Below are 19,735 nucleotides of genomic sequence, written 5' to 3'. Positions count from 1 at the left end.
CCCCACCCTAGCCTGGGCGGGGGTGGGCGACGGCCCCCCGCCCGCAGAACGGACGGGGGCCCTTCGCCGTCGTGTGGCGACTGGGGTGAGGTGCCGCGGGTGATCAGTGGTGGCCGTGGCCGCTCGTGATCTCCTTGTACTCCTCGACGGTCGGCTTCGGAATCTGGGACTCCTCGCCGTAGTAACCCTTGCTGAGCTTGGCGCGCAGCTTCTCGGAGCCCTTCACCTTGCGCCGGACACCGTTCTCGTCGACCTCGGGGCCGATCTCGACCGGCTTGTACTGCTCGTGCGCCGTGAGGGTGTACAGCTGCTCCTGGCTGAGCGGCTCGTGCACCTCGATGAACTCACCGTGCGGCAGGCGCTTGATGATGCCCGACTCACGGCCGTGCAGCACCTTGTCCTTGTCCCGGCGCTGGAGGCCGAGGCAGATCCGCTTGGTGACGACGAACGCGATGACCGGTCCCACGAAGAAGCCGATGCGGACGAACCAGGTGACCGCGTTGATCGAGAGGTGGAAGTGGGTGGCGAAGATGTCGTTGCCACCACCGATCAGCATGATCATGTACGCCGTGACCCAGGCGACACCGAAGGCCGTACGGGTCGGGGCGTTGCGCGGCCGGTCCAGGATGTGGTGCTCGCGCTTGTCCCCGGTGATCCAGGACTCGATGAACGGGTAGAGCGCGAAGACCGCGAGGAAGAGGCCGAACAGCGTCAGCGGGATGAAGACGCCCAGGACCAGGGTGTGGCCCCAGAAGTTGATCTCCCAGCCGGGCATGGCGCGGACCAGGCCCTCGGCGAAGCCCATGTACCAGTCGGGCTGGGCTCCCGTGGAGACCATGTCCGGGCGGTAGGGGCCGATGCCCCAGATCGGGTTGATCGACGCGATGCCCGCGAGCAGCGCGGTGAAACCGAAGACCAGGAAGAAGAAGCCTCCGGCCTTGGCCATGTAGACCGGCAGCAGCGGCATGCCCACGACGTTCTTGTTGGTCCGTCCGGCACCCGCGAACTGCGTGTGCTTGTGGTAGAAGACCAGGATCAGGTGGGCGACCACCAGGCCGAGCATGATGCCCGGCAGCAGCAGGATGTGGATCGAGTAGAACCGCGCGACGAAGTCGGTGCCCGGGAACTCTCCGCCGAACAGGAACATCGAGATGTACGTGCCGACGATCGGCACGGACAGGATCGCGCCCTGGGTGAAGCGGACACCGGTTCCGGAGAGCAGGTCGTCCGGCAGCGAGTAACCGGTGAACCCGGTGAACATGCCGAGGACGAACAGCAGGAAGCCGAACAGCCAGTTGATCTCACGCGGCTTGCGGAACGCACCGGTGAAGAAGACGCGCATCATGTGCACGAACATGCCGGCCAGGAAGATGACCGCGGCCCAGTGGTGGATCTGCCGGATCAGCAGACCGCCACGGACGTCGAAGCTGATGTCCAGCGTCGACTTGTAGGCCTCGCTCATCAGCTGGCCCTGCAGCGGGACGTAGGAGCCGTGGTACTCCACCTCGTTCATCGACGGGTGGAAGAACAGCGTCAGGTACACACCCGTGAGGATGATGATGAGGAAGCTGTAGAGGCAGATCTCGCCCAGCATGAAGGACCAGTGGTCCGGGAAGATCTTCCGCATGTTGGCCTTGGCCAGGGAGTAGATCCCCAGCCGGCCGTCGGCCCAGTCGGCGACGCGTTCGCCGGCCGGTGCCTTCCCGCGCGAGCGGGACTCGGGGGTCGTCGTAGTACTCATCCGCGCTCCCAGAAGGCAGGACCGACGGGCTCTTCGAAGTCGCCGAGCGCTTCGAGGTAGCCCTCGTCGTTCACGCCGATGCGCAGCTGTGGCAGCGGGTGACCGGCGGGACCGAAGATGACCTTGGCACCGTCGGAAAGGTCGAAGGTGGACTGGTGGCAGGGGCACAGCGCGTGGTGCGTCTGCTGCTCGTACAGGGAGATCGGGCAACCGACGTGGGTGCAGATCTTCGAGTACGCGAGGATGCCCTCGTGGGACCACTCGAGCGACTGCTTGTCCTTGATGTCGTCCGGCTGGATGCGGACGAGCATCAGGGCGGCCTTGGCGATCTCGTTCTGGAAGCCGTGGTCGTGCTCCTCCAGGCCCTCGGGCTTGGCGAAGGTCAGCGAGCCCACGATGAGGTCGGACGGCCGCAGCGGCTCGTTCGTGTTCATGTTGACGAGCAGCTTGCCCTTGCCCCACAGGGTGTGGCGCAGCTTGGTCCCGGGCAGCGGCCCGAGGTCGCGCAGCAGCACCACGCCGGAGAGCGGGAACAGGGCGAGGGCGCCGAACATCGTGTTGCGGATCAGCTTGCGCCGGCCGAGCGCCGACTCCTTGGCGCCCTGGCGGAAGTCGTCCATGACCTTCGCCTTGAGCTCCGGCGAGGCCTCGATCGGGTGCCGCTCGTCGGTCATCTCCTCGTCGGACATCAGGGTGCGGGCCCAGTGGACCGCGCCCGCGCCGATGGCGAACAGCGCGATGCCGAGCGTCGCGCCGAGCGCGAAGTTCAGCGCGCTGATGTGCCCCAGCGGGAAGATGTAGACGATCTTCTCGACCGGGATCGTCACGAACGAGGCGATGAAGCCGATGGTGGCCAGCATCGACAGCGTGAACAGCAGGGCGACCGTGCGCTCGGACCGCTTGGCGGCCCGCTCGTCGATGTCCTGGATCCGGTGCTCGTGGGGCGGCAGGCCCGGGTCGGCGAACGGGTTCTTCTCGTCCGCGACCCTCACCGCGCCGTGGGTGGTGTCCTGCGCTGCGGGCAGGTTCTCTTCGGGAATGTCTTGGCTACTCATGACTTCTTGGCCTTTGCGGTCCGGGCGGCGACCCACACGGCGACGGCGATCAGTCCGCCGAGACCGAAGATCCAGCCGAACAGGCCCTCACTGACCGGGCCGAGGCCGCCCAGCGCAAGGCCGCCGGGGCTCTCGGTCTCTTCGCCGTTGACCGCGTTCAGGTACGCGATGACGTCCTTCTTGTTCTGCTCCGTCAGCGTGCTGTCGGGGAAGGAGGGCATGTTCTGCGGGCCGGTGAGCATGGCCTCGTAGATGTGCTTGGGGGCGACACCCTCCAGGCTCGGGGCGTACTTGCCGTGCGTGAGCGCACCGCCCTTGCCGGTGAAGTTGTGGCACTGCGCGCAGTTGTTGCGGAACAGTTCGCCGCCCTTGGCGATGTCGGCACCCTCGGGGCCGTACTGCTCGGCGGTGGGGACGGCCGGGCCGGCGCCCAGGGAGGCGATGTACGCCGCCAGCTGGTCGATCTCGGCCTGCGTGTAGACGGCCGGCTTGTCCGGGACCTGTGCGGCCTGCGAGGTGGCGGCCGGCATACGGCCGGTGCTCACCTGGAAGTCGACGGCCGCGGCGCCCACGCCCACCAGGGTCGGGCCGTCAGAGGTGCCCTGACCACCGGTGCCGTGGCAGCTGGCGCAGCCGACCGCGTAGAGCTTCTTGCCCTCCTCGATCGTGAGGGACTGGGCGGTTTCGTCGGCCTGCGCCTTGTCCGCGGGTGCGAACACGGCGTAGAGCCCCCCGGTGCATGCCAGCGCGAGGAGTAGGACGACGAGCGCCGCCAGCGGATGGCGTCGTCGTGCGGAGAGCTTTTTCACGGATTACCCCGGTGTCAGGATCTTCTGCGTCGATGCTTCTGGTGGGTGCGCCCTCGAGGAGCGCGCGGATGCGGGCCCGGCTACTTGATCATGTAGATCGTGGCGAAGAGGCCGATCCAGACGACATCGACGAAGTGCCAGTAGTAGGACACGACGATGGCCGCGGTCGCCTGCTCGTGAGTGAACCTCTTGGCCGCGTAGGTCCGGCCCAGGACCAGCAGGAAGGCGATGAGACCGCCCGTCACGTGCAGGCCGTGGAAGCCGGTGGTCAGGTAGAACGCCGAGCCGTATGCGTCGGAGGAGAGGGACAGGCCCTCGTGCTTGACCAGCTCGGTGTACTCGAGGACCTGACCGCCGATGAAGATCGCGCCCATGATGAAGGTGACGATGAACCACATCCGGAGCTTCTTCACGTCACCGCGCTCGGCGGCGAACACGCCGAGCTGGCAGGTGAGGGAGGAAAGCACCAGGATCGTGGTGTTCGCCGCCGAGAACGGGAAGTTCAGGGCGTCGGCCTTCTCCGACCAGAAGTCGGGTCCGGTCACCGATCGCAGGGTGAAGTACATCGCGAAGAGGGCCGCGAAGAACATCAGCTCGGAACTCAGCCAGATGATGGTTCCGACGCTGGTGAGGTTCGGTCGGTTGACCGACGGGTGCGCGTGCCCGGTATCTACTGTCGTTGCTGTCGCCACGCCGACATTATGTCGGTCGCTTATCCCGCCCTCACTCCCGGGGGTGCCGTTCGGTGTGTTCGGCCCTCCTGGACTGCCCGGATGGCCCATTCGCGGCCCGGGGCGGAGCTGTCTCGAAGGCGCGTCCGAACCAGTGTTGACAAGCGGTCGGAGGGGGTAGCATCCGCGCCATCGGTACCCGAAGTTCCCGACAGAGCCGTGCCCTCTCTCTTACGCGTGGAGGAACAATGCAGGCGACCGCCACGGTGCTGGTCTACAGCGACGACGCCCACACCCGGGAGCAGGTGCGGCTCGCCACCGGGCGGCGGCCGGCGCCGGACGTGCCCGTCGTGGAGTTCGTGGAGTGCGCGACCCCGGCGGCCGTGCTGGCGGAGCTCGACCGGGGCGGCATCGACGTGTGCGTGCTGGACGGCGAGGCCGTGCCGATGGGAGGCATGGGGATGTGCCGGCAGATCAAGGACGAGGTGTTCGACTGTCCGCCGGTGCTTCTGCTGATCGGGCGGCCGCAGGACGCGTGGCTGGCGACGTGGAGCCGGGCGGAGAGTGCGGTCACCCTGCCGGTGGAGCCGGTGGAGTTCGCCTCGGCGCTGGCTTCGCTGCTCCGGCGGAAGCATCTGCAGAGTGCCTAGGAGCCCGGTTCGTCCCGCAGTGCGGCGGCTGCGGGCCGGCGGGGGTCGTCCGCGCGGTTCCCCGCGCCCCTGAGGGTGCTGCCCCAAGGGCGCTCACACGGTCTGTGGCCTCAGGCGGGCCTGCTCGGCCGGGCTCTGGGCCGTGCCGGCGGTCAGGGCGCTGCCCGCCTGCCACTTGGTCCAGTCGAGGTTCCAGTCGCCGTAGCCGTTGCCGAAGGGTTCCATCGTGTCGCCGGTCGAGTGCTCGACCTTGACGATGTCGCCCTCGCGGACGGTGTCGAAGAACCACTCCGCGTTGTCGGTGCTCATGCCGACGCAGCCGTGGCTGACGTTGTCGTAGCCCTGGGAGCCGACGGACCAGGGGGCGGCGTGCACGTACTCGCCGCTCCAGGTCACCCGGGTGGCGAAGTGGACGTCCAGGTCGTACGACTCCGCCGAACCCTCGGCGATGCCGACGGTGGTACTGCGCATACGTACGAGGCGTTCCTTGGCGAGTACGACCTTGACGCCGTTGCGGGTCTCGAAGCCGGGCTTGCCGGTGGTGACGGGGATCTGCCTGATCTCCTCGTCGTTCTTGTAGACCGTCAGCCGGTGCGCGGCGGCGTCGGTGACGGCTATCACCCGGTCGCCGGTGCGGATCGTCAGGGGCTCGGACCTGCCGCCCCGCAGCCGGTCGTTGATCCTGATGCCCTCCAGGGTGCTGCGCACGCTGACGGTGGCGTGGGCGGGCCAGTAGTCCTGGGGGCGGTAGTGCAGCTTCTTGTCGTCCACCCAGTGCCAGGCGCCGGACACGGCGGGGGTGGACTCGACCTGCAGGGCGCGCTCCACGACGGCTCGCTGGGCCCGGTCCTCGACGGGTGCGTCCAGCTCGGCGGTGAGGGGCTGGCCGACGCCGTACGTGCCCGCCCCGGGGCCGAAGGTGACGGCCAGGCGCCGGGTGGCGGGGGGCCTGCCGGTGGTGAAGGCGAGGACCTTGCGGCCGGGCGCCCCGTCCTCGTCCTCGGTGCTCACCCGGACCGTGTACCGGGCGCCCGCGGCCAGCGGGGAGGTGCTGTGCCAGCGGCTGCCGTCGGCGGCCAGTTCGCCCGCCACGTGGCGTCCCGAGGCGTCCACGACGGTGACGTCCGTGATGCGCCCGTCGGAGTCCTCGGCGACGACCTCCAGGGGCTTGTCCGGATCGGCCTTCCCGCCCGCCTCCACGGATCCGCTGAAGGAGATCCGGTCCGCCGCGTCGTAGGGCTCGGCGGACAGCGGGTCGCCGTCGGAGGAGCAGCCCGCGACGAGGGCGGTCACCAGCAGCGTGCAGCCTGCGACGCGGCTCCGCCCGGCGCCCGCGCCACGAGGGGACTCTGTGCGTCTCATGGCCTCACGCTAGGAACCCTCACCGCCCTCGGCTCACTGGACGGCCCGAACGGGTGAGACAACGCCGAGGGGCCCGGACCCTCCTGATGGAGTGTCCGGGCCCCTCGACGCCGTGGTCACTGGGTGCGGTTCTCACCGCGGTAGTACTCGAAGACCCAGCCCCAGAGGCCGATCAGGAGCAGCGGAGCCGAGAAGTACATCAGCCACCAGCCGATCGCGACGCTCGTGAAGGCCAGCGCGCCGCCGATGGCGAGGGAGAGCGGCTGCCAGCTGTGCGGGCTGAAGAACCCGACCTCGCCGGCGTCGTCGGCGACGTCCGCCTCCTTGTCGTCCTGCGCGCCCACGTCGACCCGCCGGGCCGTGAAGCCCAGGTAGAAGCCGATCATGATGCTCAGGCCGAAGGCCAGGAAGAGGGCGGTGGTGCCGACCGGCTCCTTCGACCACACGCCGTAGACCGCGGCCATGACGAGGAAGAAGAGGCTCAGCCAGATGAACATCTTGCCCTGGATCTTCACTTGCCGGCCTCCTTGCTGCCGGAGAGGGCCTTCTCACCGTGACCGGCGTTCTCGAGCTCGTCGAGTGCGGCGATCTCCGGGTGGTGAAGGTCGAACGCGGGCGATTCGCTGCGGATCTTCGGCAGGGTGGTGAAGTTGTGCCGCGGGGGCGGGCAGGAGGTCGCCCACTCCAGGGAGCGGCCGTAGCCCCACGGGTCGTCGACCTCGACCGGCTTGCCGTACTTGGCCGTCTTCCAGACGTTGTAGAAGAACGGCAGCATCGACATGCCGAGCAGGAACGAGGCGATCGTCGAGACCGTGTTCAGCGCGGTGAAGCCGTCGGCCGCCAGGTAGTCCGCGTACCGGCGCGGCATGCCCTCGACACCCAGCCAGTGCTGGACCAGGAAGGTGCCGTGGAAGCCGATGAACAGCGTCCAGAAGGTGATCTTGCCGAGCCGCTCGTCGAGCATCTTGCCGGTGAACTTCGGCCACCAGAAGTGGAAGCCGGCGAACATCGCGAACACCACGGTGCCGAAGACCACGTAGTGGAAGTGCGCCACCACGAAGTAGCTGTCGGAGACGTGGAAGTCCAGCGGCGGCGAGGCCAGGATGACGCCGGTCAGACCACCGAAGGTGAAGGTGATCAAAAAGCCCAGCGTCCACAGCATCGGGGTCTCGAAACTCAACGACCCCTTCCACATGGTGCCGATCCAGTTGAAGAACTTCACCCCGGTCGGGACCGCGATCAGGAACGTCATGAACGAGAAGAACGGCAGCAGCACACCGCCCGTGACGTACATGTGGTGCGCCCACACCGTCACCGACAGACCCGCGATCGCGATGGTCGCGCCGATCAGGCCCATGTAGCCGAACATCGGCTTGCGGGAGAAGACCGGGATGACCTCGGAGACGATGCCGAAGAACGGCAGCGCGATGATGTACACCTCGGGATGGCCGAAGAACCAGAACAGGTGCTGCCACAGCAGCGCCCCGCCGTTGGCCGAGTCGAAGATGTGACTGCCGAACTTGCGGTCCGCCTCCAGGGCGAACAGCGCCGCCGCGAGGACGGGGAAGGCGAGCAGGACCAGCACACCGGTCAGCAGCACGTTCCAGGTGAAGATCGGCATGCGGAACATCGTCATGCCGGGCGCGCGCATGCAGATGATCGTGGTGATGAAGTTGACCGAGCCGAGGATGGTGCCGAAGCCGGAGAAGGCCAGACCCATGATCCACATGTCGGCGCCGATGCCCGGCGAGCGGACCGCGTCCGACAGCGGGGAGTAGGCGAACCAGCCGAAGTCGGCCGCGCCGTCCGGGGTGAGGAAGCCGGCGACCGCGATCAGCGAGCCGAACAGGTACAGCCAGTAGGCGAACATGTTCAGCCGCGGGAAGGCGACGTCGGGCGCGCCGATCTGCAGCGGCATGATCCAGTTGGCGAAACCGGCGAACAGCGGCGTCGCGAACATCAGCAGCATGATCGTGCCGTGCATCGTGAACGCCTGGTTGAACTGTTCGTTCGACACGATCTGCAGGCCCGGCCGGGCCAGCTCGGCGCGCATCACCAGGGCCATCACGCCACCGATGACGAAGAACACGAACGACGTCACCAGATACAGCGTGCCGATCGTCTTGTGGTCCGTGGTCGTCAGCCACTTCACCACGACATTGCCGGGACTCTTGCGCCGTACCGGCAGCTCGTTCTCGTACGAGGCCTCAGCTGCCGCGGCACCCTGGGGTTCGTTGAGGATGCTCACAGGTTGTTCGTCTCCCGGTTCTTCTCGTGGCTCGTCTGCGCGATGCCGGCGGGAACGTAACCGGTCTGCCCCTTCTTCGCGAGGTCCTTCAGGTGCTGCTCGTAGCGCTCGGGGGAGACGACCTTCACGTTGAACAGCATCCGGGAGTGGTCGACGCCGCAGAGCTCGGCGCACTTGCCGAGGAAGGTGCCCTCACGGTTGGGGGTCACCTCGAAGGCGTTGGTGTGGCCCGGGATGACGTCCTGCTTCATCAGGAACGGCACCACCCAGAAGGAGTGGATGACATCACGCGAGGTCAGCACGAAGCGGACCCGCTTGCCCTCGGGCAGCCACAGGGTGGGGCCCGGGTTGTTGGTCTGCGGGTTCCGGGTACCGGGGGTACCGCAGTCGTAGACACCGCCGGCGTCGGCCGGGAAGGCGTCCTTGTAGCGGTCCGGGATCGCCTCGAGTTCCTTGGACTTCTTGGCGTCGCCCGTGGAACCGTCGACGTTCTCGACGTAGTTGAAGCACCAGCTCCACTGGAAGCCGACCACGTTGACCGTGACGTCGGGACTCTTCTCGAGCCTCATCAGCTCGGATTCGTCACGCGCGGTGAAATAGAAGAACACCGAGACGATGATGAGCGGAACCACCGTGTACAGCGCCTCGATGGGCATGTTGTACCGGGTCTGCGGAGGAACCTCCACCTTGGTGCGGCTGCGCCGGTGGAAGAAAGCACTCCACAGGATCAGGCCCCACACCAGCACGCCGACGACGAGCGCGGCGGCCCAGGATCCCTGCCACAGGGAGAGGATCCGCGGAGCCTCTTCCGTGGTGGGGGTGGGCATACCAAGGCGGGGGAAGTCCTCCCATGTGCAACCGGTGGCGGTCGCCAGGACCAGGCCCGCGGTCATTGCCTGCAGCAGCTTCCGCCGCATCGGGCGCCGCGGCGAGCGGTCGGAGCCGTTGGGACTCACGTAGCGCCTTCCCGAGAGTCTCGCCCGCGCGGATTGGCTGCGGCCTGCCTTCTCGCTGGTCGGTCGCCGCCCTGCGTCGGGCAGGGGTTTGGATGTTTATGCGGACCAAACCCTAGCCGACGCCCTCCGGGGGGTCGCGGGGAGGGGTGCCGTACGCGCCGCGGGTTACACCGAGCGCCTCATCGGCAGGGGTACGGGTCGCCTCGCGGCCGCCGCCCGCCGGGGTCGGCCGCGCCGTTCCCCGCACCCCGTCAGGGCGCTTAGCGTGGGGGTGTGTCCTACTTCGATGCCGCTTCCGGCGCTCCCCTTCATCCCGTGGCCCGGCAGGCCCTGATGGCCTCCCTCGACGAGGGGTGGGCGGATCCGGCGCGGTTGTACCGGGAGGGAAGGCGCGCCCGGTTGTTGCTGGACGCGGCGCGGGAGGCGGCCGCGGAGGCGGTGGGGTGCCGGGCGGACGAGCTGGTGTTCACCTCGTCGGGTACCCGGGCGGTGCACTCCGGGATCGCGGGGGCGCTGGCCGGGCGGCGGCGCGTCGGACGTCACCTGATCGTGTCAGCGGTCGAGCACTCTTCCGTGCTCCATGCGGCGGAAGTTCACCGGACCGGCGGAGGGTCGGTCACCGAGGTCGCGGTGGACCGCGCGGGTGCGGTGGGCGTGCGGGCGTACGCGGACGCCCTGCGGCCGGACACCGCGCTGGCGTGTCTGCAGTCGGCCAACCACGAGGTGGGGACCGTGCAGCCGGTGGCCGAGGTCGCCGAGGTGTGCCGGGCGGCGGGGGTGCCGCTGCTGGTGGACGCGGCCCAGTCGCTGGGGTGGGGGCCGGTGGAGGGCGACTGGTCGCTGCTCGCCGCGAGCGCCCACAAGTGGGGCGGTCCGCCGGGGGCCGGGCTGCTCGTCGTACGGAAGGGGGTGCGGTTCGCGTCCCAGGGGCCGCGGGACGAACGGGAGTCGGGGCGGGCGGCCGGGTTCGAGAACCTGCCGGCGATCGTGGCGGCGGCGGCTTCGCTGCGGGCGGTGCGGGCGGAGGCGGCCGAGGAGGCGGTACGGCTGCGGGAACTGACGGAGCGGATCCGGGCGCGGGTGCCGCGGCTGGTGCCGGACGTGGAGGTGGTCGGGGACCCGGAGCGGCGGCTGCCCGGGATCGTCACCTTCTCCTGTCTCTATGTCGACGGGGAGACACTGCTGCACGAGCTGGACCGGGCCGGCTTCTCCGTCTCGTCCGGGTCGTCCTGCACGAGCAGCACGCTGACGCCGAGCCATGTACTGCGGGCGATGGGCGTGCTCAGCGAGGGCAACATCCGCCTCTCGCTGCCGCCGGGGACGCGGGAGGAGGACGTCGAGCGCTTCCTGTCCGTCCTGCCGGAGGTGGTGGCGGGGGTGCGGGAGAAGCTCGGCGCGCCGGTGTCCGCCGGCCCCGTCCCCACGGAGGAGAGGGACGAGGCCCTGGTGGTGGACGCCCTGGGCCGGCGGTGCCCGATCCCGGTCATCGAACTGGCCAGGGTCATCGGGGACGTCCCCCTGGGCGGCACGGTCCGCGTCCTGGCCGACGACGAGGCGGCCCGCCTGGACATCCCGGCGTGGTGCGAGATGCGCGGCCAGGAGTACGTGGGCGAGGAGCCGGCGGAACGAGGTTCGGCCTACGTGGTCCGCCGGGTCGGCTGACCCGCCCCCGGGGGGCGCGGGGCCGTGGCATGCGCGGCTCCGCCGGGTGGGCGCGACCGGTCCCGCCCACCCGGACCCGGCGGCCTCAGCTCAGGTGCGCCCGGACCTCCTCCGCGGCCTCGTCCCCGTACGCCTTGGTGAAGCGTTCCATGAAGTGCCCCCGGCGCAGCTGGTACTCCTGCGTGCCCACGGTCTCGATGACCAGCGTCGCCAGCATGCAGCCCACCTGCGCCGCCCGCTCCAGCGGAACCCCCCACGCCAGCCCCGACAGGAACCCCGCGCGGAAGGCGTCGCCGACGCCCGTCGGATCGGCCTTGCGCTCCTCGTCGGGGCACCCGACCTCGATCGTCTCCCCGCCGGCCCGCTCGATGCGGACACCGCGCGCGCCGAGGGTGGTGACACGGTGGCCGACCCGGCCGAGGATCTCCGCGTCGCTCCAGCCGGTCTTCGTCTCGATGAGCCCCTTCTCGTACTCGTTGGAGAAGAGGTAGGTCGCCCCGTCCAGCAGTATCCGGATCTCCTCGCCGTTCATCCGGGCGATCTGCTGGGAGAAGTCGGCGGCGAACGGGATGCCCCGGGAGCGGCACTCCTCGGTGTGCCGGAGCATGCCCTCCGGGTCGTCGGCGCCGATGGAGACCAGGTCGAGGCCGCCCACCCGGTCGGCGACGGTCTTCAGCTCGATGAGGCGGGCCTCGCTCATCGCGCCCGTGTAGAAGGAGCCGATCTGGTTGTGGTCGGCGTCCGTGGTGCACACGAAGCGGGCGGTGTGCAGGGTGTCGGAGATGCGGACGGACTCGGTGTCGACGCCGTGCCGGTCCAGCCAGGCCCGGTACTCGTCGAAGTCGAAGCCGGCGGCTCCGACGAGGATCGGGCGGGTGCCGAGCTGACCCATCCCGAAGGCGATGTTCGCGCCCACGCCGCCCCTGCGCACGTCGAGGTTGTCGACCAGGAAGGACAGCGAGACCGTGTGCAGCTGGTCCGCGACGAACTGGTCGGCGAAGCGCCCGGGGAAGGTCATGAGGTGGTCGGTGGCGATGGAACCGGTGACTGCGATGCGCACGGCGTGGACTCTCCTGAGGGAGGCGGGTTGACACTTCACGCTACCGGTCGGGAAGGACCCGCAGAAGCAGGCAAAACTACCCGATAGTAGATCTTTCTTCGTGACCTTTGACGTGCGTACGGTGCCGACATGACGAACCTCAGGGTCCACGCTCCCGCCCCGGCAGACCTCGAAGGCGGCCTGGCGTCGCTGCGCGGTGACTGCGCCCGGATGGCCCCCCACTGGGCGGTCCCCGACCGGGTGGCCGTCCGGCCGGTCCTCCCGTCCTCGATCCACGGCGTGACCGTGCCGCCCGGGTCGGCTCGGCTGCTGGACGCGATGTCGGAGTACGGCGACTGAGCCGGCGCCGGCCGGTCCGGCGCTCCCGGGGAACCGCGCGCTCCCCCGCTGCGTCCCATCGCCGTCCCCCGTAAAGGGGATGCGGGATACGACCCACGAGCGGTCCCGGTGCCACCGGGAAGGGTCTTCCCGGGACAGTCGTGCAGCCGAAGGAGCGATGCGGTGAACACCGAGCGACCCGACAACGACGACGCCGAGGCGCGCCCTGCCTCCGGCGGCACGCGGGAGACCGAGGGCGCTTCGGGCCACGACGGGGAGACGGGCGCCCCGGAGCAGCGGGAGCCCGCCGCCCCCGAGCCGGGTACGGCACGGCCGGTCGCCGGCGCACCCGGTGCCGGTCCGGGGAAGGCCGTCGCCGGCACCTCCGGAACCGGGGCCTCGAAGCCCGGGGCGGACGCCGGGAAGGCGGACGCCGCTCCCGCCGGTCCCCGTGCCGGGGAGACCGGGACCGGCCACGAGGCCGGGGAGGCCCCGGAGGAGGAGCCGGGGTCCGGCGCGGGCGAGACCGTCGTCGGGGAGCACCGTGCCGCCGGCCCGCCCCCCTCCCGGGAGGGACACGCCGACGGGCCGGCGGCGGGGCGGCGGCGTCCACCCGTGCTGATCGCCTCCGTCGCCGCCGCCGTGCTGCTGGTCGGGGGCGGCGGGGCCTATCTCGCCGCCAGTGCCTCCGGTGGTTCCGGGGGCGGTACGACTCCGGGGACGAACGGTGACGCCTCTCCCCCGCCGCTCGCCCTGGACGGTCACTCCGAGGGCGCCACGAACGGGATCGCGCCCGGCGAGCCCAACCCCTACGGCGCCGTCTACCGCGCCGACGGCGCGCTCCCGGACGGTCCCGGTTCGGCGCCGGTGTACCGCGTCCGGGGGCAGGTCACCGAGGACCGGGTGGTCACGCTGGCGAAGGCCCTGGGGCTGGAGGGCGAGCCGGTCGCGGAGGGCGGGTCCTGGCGGATCGGCGGCAAGGACGGTTCCGGTCCCACGCTGCGGGTGGACCGGGATGCGCCGGGTGCCTGGACGTTCAGCCGGTACGCCGGGGGCACCGACAACTGCAAGGGGAACGTGTGCAGGGTGCCCCCCGCCAATGTCCCTCCGGTGAGCGAGGACGCCGCGAAGAAGGCCGCCGCGCCCGTTTTCAAGGCGCTGGGCCAGGACGACGCCAAGTACGACGCGAGCCAGTCCGTCGGCATCTACCGGATGGTGAACGCCGACCCCGAGGTCGGCGGGCTGCCGACCCACGGCTGGACGACCGCGGTGACCGTCGGCGCCAAGGGCGAGGTGGTCGGCGGCAACGGCCGGCTGACGGAGCCCGTGAAGGGGGACACCTACCCCGTGGTGGGCGCCGACGACGCGCTGAAGCTGATGAACGCGGCGCCGGGCTCCGGGCAGCGTGCGGAGATCGGCGGCTGCGCCGGTCCCGTACCGCTGGAGGACGGGCAGCAGGAGCCGTGCGCTCCGGAGACGAAGCCGGCCGGCGGGACCGTCACGGTCGGCGACGCGGTGTTCGGGCTGGCCTCGCACTCCGTGGACGGGCGGCCGGCGCTCGTACCGTCCTGGCTGTTCGAGGTACGGCCCCAGGGCGCGAAGGACACCTTCACGGTGACGTATCCGGCGGTCGACCCGGAGTTCCTCGCTCCGCGGACGGGGTCCGGGGAGGCGAGCCCGCGGCCCACGAAGCCCGGTGACGAGCCGACCGCGGCACCGTCCGCCCGCGATGTCGACGTCGAGGGCTACACCGCCGAGGGCGACGAGCTGACCGTGACCTTCACCGGCGGCGTGTGCGCCGACTACGAGGCGACGGCGAGCGAGAACGGCGGCCGGGTGACGGTGCGGGTGACCGAGACGCCCTGGCCGGGCAAGGTGTGCATCCTGATCGCCAAGCAGTACCAGCAGACGGTGCGGCTGGACGCGCCGCTCGGCGACCGCGAGGTCGTGGGCACGGACGGCGAGCCGGTCCCGCTGCACAAGGACGGTGCCCGGCTGCCGGCGCCTCCGACCCGGTAGCGGCGGACGGGAACAGCCCGAAGGCGGCGGCCCTGTCGGAGGGGGCCGCCGCCTTCGTCGTGTGCTGCCTGGGGAGGGAACCCCGGCTCAGCTGAAGGAGTCGCCGCAGGCGCAGGAGCCCGTGGCGTTGGGGTTGTCGATCGTGAAGCCCTGCTTCTCGATGGTGTCGACGAAGTCGATGGTGGCGCCGCCCAGGTACGGAGCGCTCATGCGGTCGGTGACGACCTTCACACCGTCGAAGTCCTTCAGCACGTCGCCGTCGAGCGAACGCTCGTCGAAGAAGAGCTGGTAGCGCAGGCCGGAGCAGCCGCCGGGCTGGACGGCGACGCGCAGGGCGAGGTCGTCACGGCCTTCCTGGTCGAGCAGGGCCTTGACCTTGGACGCGGCGGCGTCGGTCAGGACGATGCCGTCGGTGACGGTGGTGGTCTCGTCCGATACGGACATCTACATCTCTCCCGGGTTGTACGGAGACTGCTTGCCGACGGTTGCAACCGGCCGGGCCGCGGATTCATTCCGGGCCGGGCGCGTCTGTTCCTCGCCTCCCTCCTCATGCTCGCACACGCCGTGCGGAGCGGAAACCGGCCCTTGTGGGACCTTCCGGGAATGAATCGGCGCCCTCAGGGATTCACGTCACACGGACGCTATGACCCATCGTCAAAGTGACGTGAACCGGATATGATAGATAGCGTCATTTCGACGAGAAGTCGCCAGAACAGAAAGGGTGCGTGTCGTGACCACCGCCCAGACCCAGGAGCTCGACGTACAGCCGACGCCCCTCGCCCTGCTGCTCCTCGGCCGTGAGGCCGACCCGAGGAGCGAGCGCGGCGTGGAGTGTCCCGGAGACCTCCCCTCCCCGTCCGACCCGGATCTGGTGGAGCGCGCCCGCGCGGCCAAGGAGAAGCTCGGGGACAAGGTCTTCGTGCTCGGCCACCACTACCAGCGCGACGAGGTCATCCAGTTCGCCGACGTCACGGGCGACTCCTTCAAGCTGGCCCGCGACGCCGCCGCGCGCCCGCAGGCCGAGTACATCGTGTTCTGCGGTGTGCACTTCATGGCCGAGTCCGCGGACATCCTCACCGGCGACGACCAGAAGGTGGTCCTGCCCGACCTCGCGGCCGGCTGCTCCATGGCCGACATGGCCACCGCCGAGCAGGTCGCCGAGTGCTGGGACGTGCTGACGGAGGCCGGCATAGCCGAGCAGGTCGTGCCCGTCTCGTACATGAACTCCTCCGCCGACATCAAGGCCTTCACCGGCAAGCACGGCGGCACGATCTGCACCTCCTCCAACGCCAGGCGGGCCCTGGACTGGGCCTTCGAGCAGGGCGAGAAGGTGCTGTTCCTGCCCGACCAGCACCTGGGCCGCAACACGGCGGTGCGGGACATGGGGATGTCCCTGGAGGACTGCGTCGTCTACAACCCGCACAAGCCGAACGGCGGGCTGACGGCGGAGCAGCTGCGCGCCGCGAAGATGATCCTGTGGCGCGGCCACTGCTCGGTGCACGGCCGCTTCAGCCTGGACTCGGTGAACGACGTGCGCGAGCGCATCCCGGGCGTGAACGTCCTGGTGCACCCCGAGTGCACGCACGAGGTCGTGGCCGCCGCGGACCACGTCGGGTCGACCGAGTACATCATCAAGACGCTGGAGGCGGCCCCGGCCGGCTCCAAGTGGGCCATCGGGACCGAGCTGAACCTGGTCCGCCGCCTGGCGAACCGATTCGCCCCCGAGGGCAAGCAGGTCGTGTTCCTCGACAAGACGGTCTGCTTCTGCTCCACGATGAACCGCATCGACCTCCCGCACCTGGTGTGGACGCTCGAGTCGCTCGCCGAGGGCAACCTGGTCAACCGCATCGAGGTGGACAAGGAGACGGAGTCGTTCGCGAAGCTGGCGCTGGAGCGGATGCTGGCGCTGCCGTAGCCGCCCGTGCGGGACCTCGCACGGATCAGGCCCCGCCCGGCCACCTTCGGTGTCGGGCGGGGCCTGATCCGTTTCCGGGTTCTCAGACCGTCGCGGTCTCCGGTTCGTCGGAAGCCGCCCGGGAGGAGACCTCCCCCTTCTTCAGCGCCTTCTTCTTCGCGCGCCGCTCCTTGCGGAGCTCCAGCATCGCGTAGAGCGTCGGGACGAGGAGCAGGGTGAGCAGGGTCGACGTGATCAGGCCGCCGATCACCACCACGGCCAGCGGCTGGGCGATGAAGCCGCCCTCGCCGGTGACGCCCAGGGCCATCGGGAGCAGGGCGAAGATGGTCGCCAGGGCCGTCATCAGGATCGGCCGCAGACGGTGGCGGCCGCCCTCCAGCACGGCCTCGACGACGCCGTACCCCTGCTTGCGGTACTGGTTGATCAGGTCGATCAGCACGATCGCGTTGGTGACCACGATGCCGATCAGCATCAGCATGCCGATCATCGCCGGGACGCCCATCGGGGTGCCCGTGACCAGCAGCAGGCCGATGGCGCCGGTCGCCGCGAACGGGACGGACACCAGCAGGATCAGCGGCTGGGCGAGCGACCGGAAGGTGCCGACCAGCAGCATGAAGACGATCGCGATCGCGGCCAGCATCGCCAGGGCCAGGTTGACGAACGCCTCGTCCTGGTCCTCGGTCACACCGCCGATCTCCGCCGTCGTGCCCGCGGGCAGCGTCAGTGCGTCGATCTTCTGCTGGAGGTCCGTGCCCACGGCGCCGGTGTTGTCACCGGTCGGCTTCGCGGTGATGGTCGCCGCGCGCTGACCGTCGATCCGGGTCATGGAGACGGGACCGTCCACCACCTCCACGGTGGCGACGTCGCTCAGCTTCACCGCACCCAGGCGCAGGTTCTTCAGCTCGGCCACGGTGGTGGCCGGCTTCGCCGCACGGATGACGACGTCACGCTCGGTGTCGTCGAGGACCGCCTTGGCGGCCGGGGTGCCCTTCACCGCCAGGGAGACGGCCGCACCGAGGGTCCGGTCGTCGAAGCCCGCCCCGGCGGCCTTGTCGTTGGCCTTCACCGAGACGCGGGGCACGCTCTGCGCGAGGTCGCTGGTGACGTCCGTGACGTCGTCCAGGGAGGCCACCGCGTCCCGGACCTGGTCCGCCGCCTTGCGCAGCGCCTGCGCGTCGGCCGCCTTGACGACGACGCTCAGGTCCTGGCTGCCGAAACCGTCACCGGCCGCGATGGTGGTGGTGCCGATGCCGTCGAGCTTCGCCAGGCCCTTCTCGACGCTGTCCTGCACGTCCTCGGAGGACGCGTCGTCCTCCAGCATCACCTGGTACGTCGCCTGGTTGGTGTCCGTACCGCCGCCGAAGGCCGCCATGAAGCCGGACGAGCCGACCGTGACCTGGTAGTCCTTGACGCCCTCGGTGTCACCGAGCAGCTTCTCGACCTTCTTGGTCCGGTCGTCGGTGGCGGCCAGGCTGGTGCCGGGCTCCAGCTCCTGCCGGACGGTGAGAACCTGCTGCTCGCCCGCGTCGAAGAAGTTCGTCTTCAGCAGCGGCGCCATGGCGAAGGTGGCGATCAGCACGACGACCGCGATCGCCACGCTGGTGAGCCTGCGCCGGGTGGCGAAGCGCAGCACGGGGACGTAGAGGCGCTGGAGGCGGCTCCTCGCCTCCTTCTCCTCCGCGATCCGGCGCGCCTCCTCGGCGTCCTCGGGGGTGCCCTTCGGGGGCCGCAGGAACCAGTACGACAGGACGGGCACGACCGTCAGCGACACCAGCAGGGACGCCAGCAGCGCCGCCGTGACGGTGAGGCTGAAGGAGCCGAACAGCTCGCCCACCATGCCGCCGACCAGCCCGATCGGCAGGAACACGGCGACCGTGGTGAGCGTCGAGGACGTCACCGCGCCCGCCACCTCACGCACCGCGTTCATGATCGCCGACTGGCGCTCCTCGCCGTAGCCGAGGTGCCGCTTGATGTTCTCCAGGACCACGATCGAGTCGTCCACGACCCGGCCGATGGCGATGGTCAGCGCGCCCAGCGTCAGCATGTTCAGCGACAGGTCGCGGGTCCACAGCACGATCAGGGCGAGGACCACGGACAGCGGGATGGAGACCGCCGTGACGAGGGTCGAGCGGACCGACGCCAGGAAGACCAGGATCACCAGGACGGCGAAGAGCAGACCGAGCGCGCCCTCGGTGGTCAGGCCGTCGATGGCCTTGGAGACCGCGGGGCCCTGGTCGCTGACGACGGTGAGAGCGGCCCCGTCGCCGAGGTCCTGGCGCAGGTCCGGGAGCTTCTCCTCGACGGCCTCCGAGATGGCGACCGCGCTGCCGTCGTGGTCCATGGTCGCCATCACGGCGAGGCTCGGCCTGCCGTTGGTCCGGGTGAGGGAGTCGGCCCTGGCCTCCTCCTCCTTCACCGTGGCGACGTCACCGAGGCGGACCGGCTTCCCCTTGCCGGGCTCGCCGGTGACCTTCAGGTCCTCGATCTGCCGCAGTGAGGTGAAGCCGCCGCCGACCTGGACGGTGCGGTTGGCGCCGTCCTCGTCGAAGGAGCCGGCCGGGACGGTCGCCCCGCCGGCCTGGAGGGCCGCCGACAGCGACTGGGCGGTGAGGCCGGCCTTCGCCAGCTTCGCGGTGTCGGGGGTGACGGTGACCTGGACGTCGCGTACGCCGTCCACGGTGACCTGGCCGACGCCGTCGATGTCCTCCAGCGCGGGCACCACGGTCCGGTCGAGCTGGTCGGCGAGCGCCTGCTGGTCCTTGCCGGAGGTGACGGCGAGCACCACGGTCGGGATGTCGTCCGTGGAGCCGGCGACGACCTGCGGGTCGACGTCGTCCGGGAGGAAGGCGCCGGCCCGGTTGACGGCCTGCTGGACGTCGGCGACGAGCTGCTGGGTGTCGTTGCCGTAGTCGAAGGACGCCATGATCACGGCGTTGCCCTCGCTCGCCGTCGAGGTGACGCCGGAGATGGCGTCGACGGCCTCCAGGCTGTCCTCGATGGGTTCGACGACCTGCTTCTCCACCACGTCCGGGGACGCGCCCTGGTACGACGCGATCACGGACACCATGGGCAGTTCGATGGTCGGCAGCAACTGCTGCTTGAGCTGGGGTATCGCGATCGCCCCGAAGACGAGCGCGATGATCGACATCAGTCCGATCAGCGCCCGTTGCGCGAGGCTGAATCTGGACAGCCAGGACATGGTCAGGGTCTCTTTTCCGTGGAGCGGCAGAAGTCCGAAGAGCGGGCGCGCGCGCAAGTGAGCACCCGCT

The 19,735-nt window shown here is 69.9% G+C and carries 16 protein-coding genes; 5 read left to right on the top strand and 11 right to left on the bottom strand.

Going from position 1 to position 19,735, the window contains the following annotated elements; genetic code table 11:
• Positions 1 to 103 precede the first annotated feature (103 nt).
• The 4 genes from ACFXAE_RS31470 to ACFXAE_RS31455 form a co-directional block, all read right to left on the bottom strand.
• Positions 104 to 1,741 (bottom strand): cytochrome bc complex cytochrome b subunit, encoded by a 1,638-nt coding sequence (locus ACFXAE_RS31470; protein ID WP_384721464.1) that lies wholly within the window; start codon positions 1,739 to 1,741, stop codon positions 104 to 106.
• Positions 1,738 to 2,796 (bottom strand): Rieske 2Fe-2S domain-containing protein, encoded by a 1,059-nt coding sequence (locus tag ACFXAE_RS31465; RefSeq protein ID WP_384721461.1) that lies wholly within the window; start codon positions 2,794 to 2,796, stop codon positions 1,738 to 1,740. The genes ACFXAE_RS31470 and ACFXAE_RS31465 overlap by 4 nt, the downstream gene beginning before the upstream one ends.
• The gene (locus ACFXAE_RS31460) at positions 2,793 to 3,605 is read right to left on the bottom strand and encodes a c-type cytochrome (RefSeq protein WP_384721458.1); all 813 of its coding nucleotides are present in this window, start codon (positions 3,603 to 3,605) and stop codon (positions 2,793 to 2,795) included. The genes ACFXAE_RS31465 and ACFXAE_RS31460 overlap by 4 nt, the downstream gene beginning before the upstream one ends.
• Positions 3,606 to 3,685: 80 nt before the next feature.
• Positions 3,686 to 4,297, bottom strand: a complete 612-nt coding sequence (locus ACFXAE_RS31455) for a heme-copper oxidase subunit III (RefSeq protein ID WP_073936633.1) — start codon at positions 4,295 to 4,297, stop codon at positions 3,686 to 3,688.
• A 227-nt stretch (positions 4,298 to 4,524) separates the two neighbouring features.
• On the opposite strand from ACFXAE_RS31455, the gene ACFXAE_RS31450 reads away from it, so the two are divergent.
• Positions 4,525 to 4,926: a hypothetical protein gene (locus ACFXAE_RS31450; protein WP_384721455.1), complete on the top strand. Its 402-nt coding sequence runs from the start codon at positions 4,525 to 4,527 to the stop codon at positions 4,924 to 4,926.
• A gap of 93 nt (positions 4,927 to 5,019) precedes the next feature.
• Here the strand turns inward: ACFXAE_RS31450 and ACFXAE_RS31445 are convergent, their stop codons facing one another.
• The 4 genes from ACFXAE_RS31445 to coxB all read right to left on the bottom strand — a co-directional run bounded on the left by ACFXAE_RS31445 (position 5,020) and on the right by coxB (position 9,492).
• Positions 5,020 to 6,288 (bottom strand): Ig-like domain-containing protein, encoded by a 1,269-nt coding sequence (locus ACFXAE_RS31445; protein ID WP_384721452.1) that lies wholly within the window; start codon positions 6,286 to 6,288, stop codon positions 5,020 to 5,022.
• A gap of 116 nt (positions 6,289 to 6,404) precedes the next feature.
• The gene (locus tag ACFXAE_RS31440) at positions 6,405 to 6,803 is read right to left on the bottom strand and encodes a cytochrome c oxidase subunit 4 (protein ID WP_384721449.1); all 399 of its coding nucleotides are present in this window, start codon (positions 6,801 to 6,803) and stop codon (positions 6,405 to 6,407) included.
• Complete coding sequence (gene ctaD / locus ACFXAE_RS31435; protein ID WP_384721446.1) at positions 6,800 to 8,536, bottom strand: cytochrome c oxidase subunit I; 1,737 nt, start codon at positions 8,534 to 8,536, stop codon at positions 6,800 to 6,802. Before ctaD ends, ACFXAE_RS31440 begins: the two co-directional genes overlap by 4 nt.
• A complete protein-coding gene (coxB, locus tag ACFXAE_RS31430) occupies positions 8,533 to 9,492 on the bottom strand; it encodes a cytochrome c oxidase subunit II (protein WP_384721443.1) in 960 nt (319 codons plus the stop codon). The genes ctaD and coxB overlap by 4 nt, the downstream gene beginning before the upstream one ends.
• A 273-nt stretch (positions 9,493 to 9,765) precedes the next feature.
• Here coxB and ACFXAE_RS31425 point away from each other — a divergent pair, with 273 nt between their 5' ends.
• On the top strand, positions 9,766 to 11,154 hold the full coding sequence (locus tag ACFXAE_RS31425) for a cysteine desulfurase/sulfurtransferase TusA family protein (RefSeq protein ID WP_384721440.1): 1,389 nt from the start codon (positions 9,766 to 9,768) through the stop codon (positions 11,152 to 11,154).
• An 85-nt stretch (positions 11,155 to 11,239) separates the two neighbouring features.
• On the opposite strand, the gene ACFXAE_RS31420 is transcribed toward ACFXAE_RS31425, so the two are convergent.
• On the bottom strand, positions 11,240 to 12,214 hold the full coding sequence (locus tag ACFXAE_RS31420) for a carbohydrate kinase family protein (protein ID WP_384721437.1): 975 nt from the start codon (positions 12,212 to 12,214) through the stop codon (positions 11,240 to 11,242).
• Between the two features lie 129 nt (positions 12,215 to 12,343).
• Between ACFXAE_RS31420 and ACFXAE_RS31415 the strand changes: the two genes are divergently transcribed.
• Positions 12,344 to 12,553 (top strand): hypothetical protein, encoded by a 210-nt coding sequence (locus ACFXAE_RS31415; protein WP_384721434.1) that lies wholly within the window; start codon positions 12,344 to 12,346, stop codon positions 12,551 to 12,553.
• 162 nt (positions 12,554 to 12,715) lie between these two features.
• A complete protein-coding gene (locus ACFXAE_RS31410; RefSeq protein ID WP_384721431.1) occupies positions 12,716 to 14,551 on the top strand; it encodes a hypothetical protein in 1,836 nt (611 codons plus the stop codon).
• 87 nt (positions 14,552 to 14,638) lie between these two features.
• Here the strand turns inward: ACFXAE_RS31410 and erpA are convergent, their stop codons facing one another.
• Positions 14,639 to 14,995, bottom strand: coding sequence for an iron-sulfur cluster insertion protein ErpA (gene erpA, locus ACFXAE_RS31405; protein WP_030859125.1), 357 nt, complete (start codon positions 14,993 to 14,995; stop codon positions 14,639 to 14,641).
• Positions 14,996 to 15,281: 286 nt separating this feature from the next.
• Here erpA and nadA point away from each other — a divergent pair, with 286 nt between their 5' ends.
• Positions 15,282 to 16,466 (top strand): quinolinate synthase NadA, encoded by a 1,185-nt coding sequence (gene nadA / locus ACFXAE_RS31400; RefSeq protein WP_384721427.1) that lies wholly within the window; start codon positions 15,282 to 15,284, stop codon positions 16,464 to 16,466.
• Positions 16,467 to 16,548: 82 nt separating this feature from the next.
• Here the strand turns inward: nadA and ACFXAE_RS31395 are convergent, their stop codons facing one another.
• Positions 16,549 to 19,665 (bottom strand): efflux RND transporter permease subunit, encoded by a 3,117-nt coding sequence (locus tag ACFXAE_RS31395; RefSeq protein ID WP_384721424.1) that lies wholly within the window; start codon positions 19,663 to 19,665, stop codon positions 16,549 to 16,551.
• Positions 19,666 to 19,735 lie beyond the last annotated feature (70 nt).

The organism is Streptomyces sp. NPDC059454, assembly GCF_042749965.1.
Lineage (GTDB): Bacteria > Actinomycetota > Actinomycetes > Streptomycetales > Streptomycetaceae > Streptomyces.
This window is presented reverse-complemented; position numbering and strand designations above follow the sequence as displayed.

Excerpts from the sequence above, each read along its gene's own strand:
- ACFXAE_RS31470 (WP_384721464.1), bottom strand. The coding sequence starts at position 1,741 with ATGAGTACTACGACGACCCCCGAGTCCCGCTCGCGCGGGAAGGCACCG.
- ACFXAE_RS31465 (WP_384721461.1), bottom strand. The coding sequence starts at position 2,796 with ATGAGTAGCCAAGACATTCCCGAAGAGAACCTGCCCGCAGCGCAGGAC.
- ACFXAE_RS31450 (WP_384721455.1), top strand. The coding sequence starts at position 4,525 with ATGCAGGCGACCGCCACGGTGCTGGTCTACAGCGACGACGCCCACACC.
- ACFXAE_RS31445 (WP_384721452.1), bottom strand. The coding sequence starts at position 6,288 with ATGAGACGCACAGAGTCCCCTCGTGGCGCGGGCGCCGGGCGGAGCCGC.
- ACFXAE_RS31415 (WP_384721434.1), top strand. The coding sequence starts at position 12,344 with ATGACGAACCTCAGGGTCCACGCTCCCGCCCCGGCAGACCTCGAAGGC.
- erpA (WP_030859125.1), bottom strand. The coding sequence starts at position 14,995 with ATGTCCGTATCGGACGAGACCACCACCGTCACCGACGGCATCGTCCTG.
- ACFXAE_RS31395 (WP_384721424.1), bottom strand. The coding sequence starts at position 19,665 with ATGTCCTGGCTGTCCAGATTCAGCCTCGCGCAACGGGCGCTGATCGGA.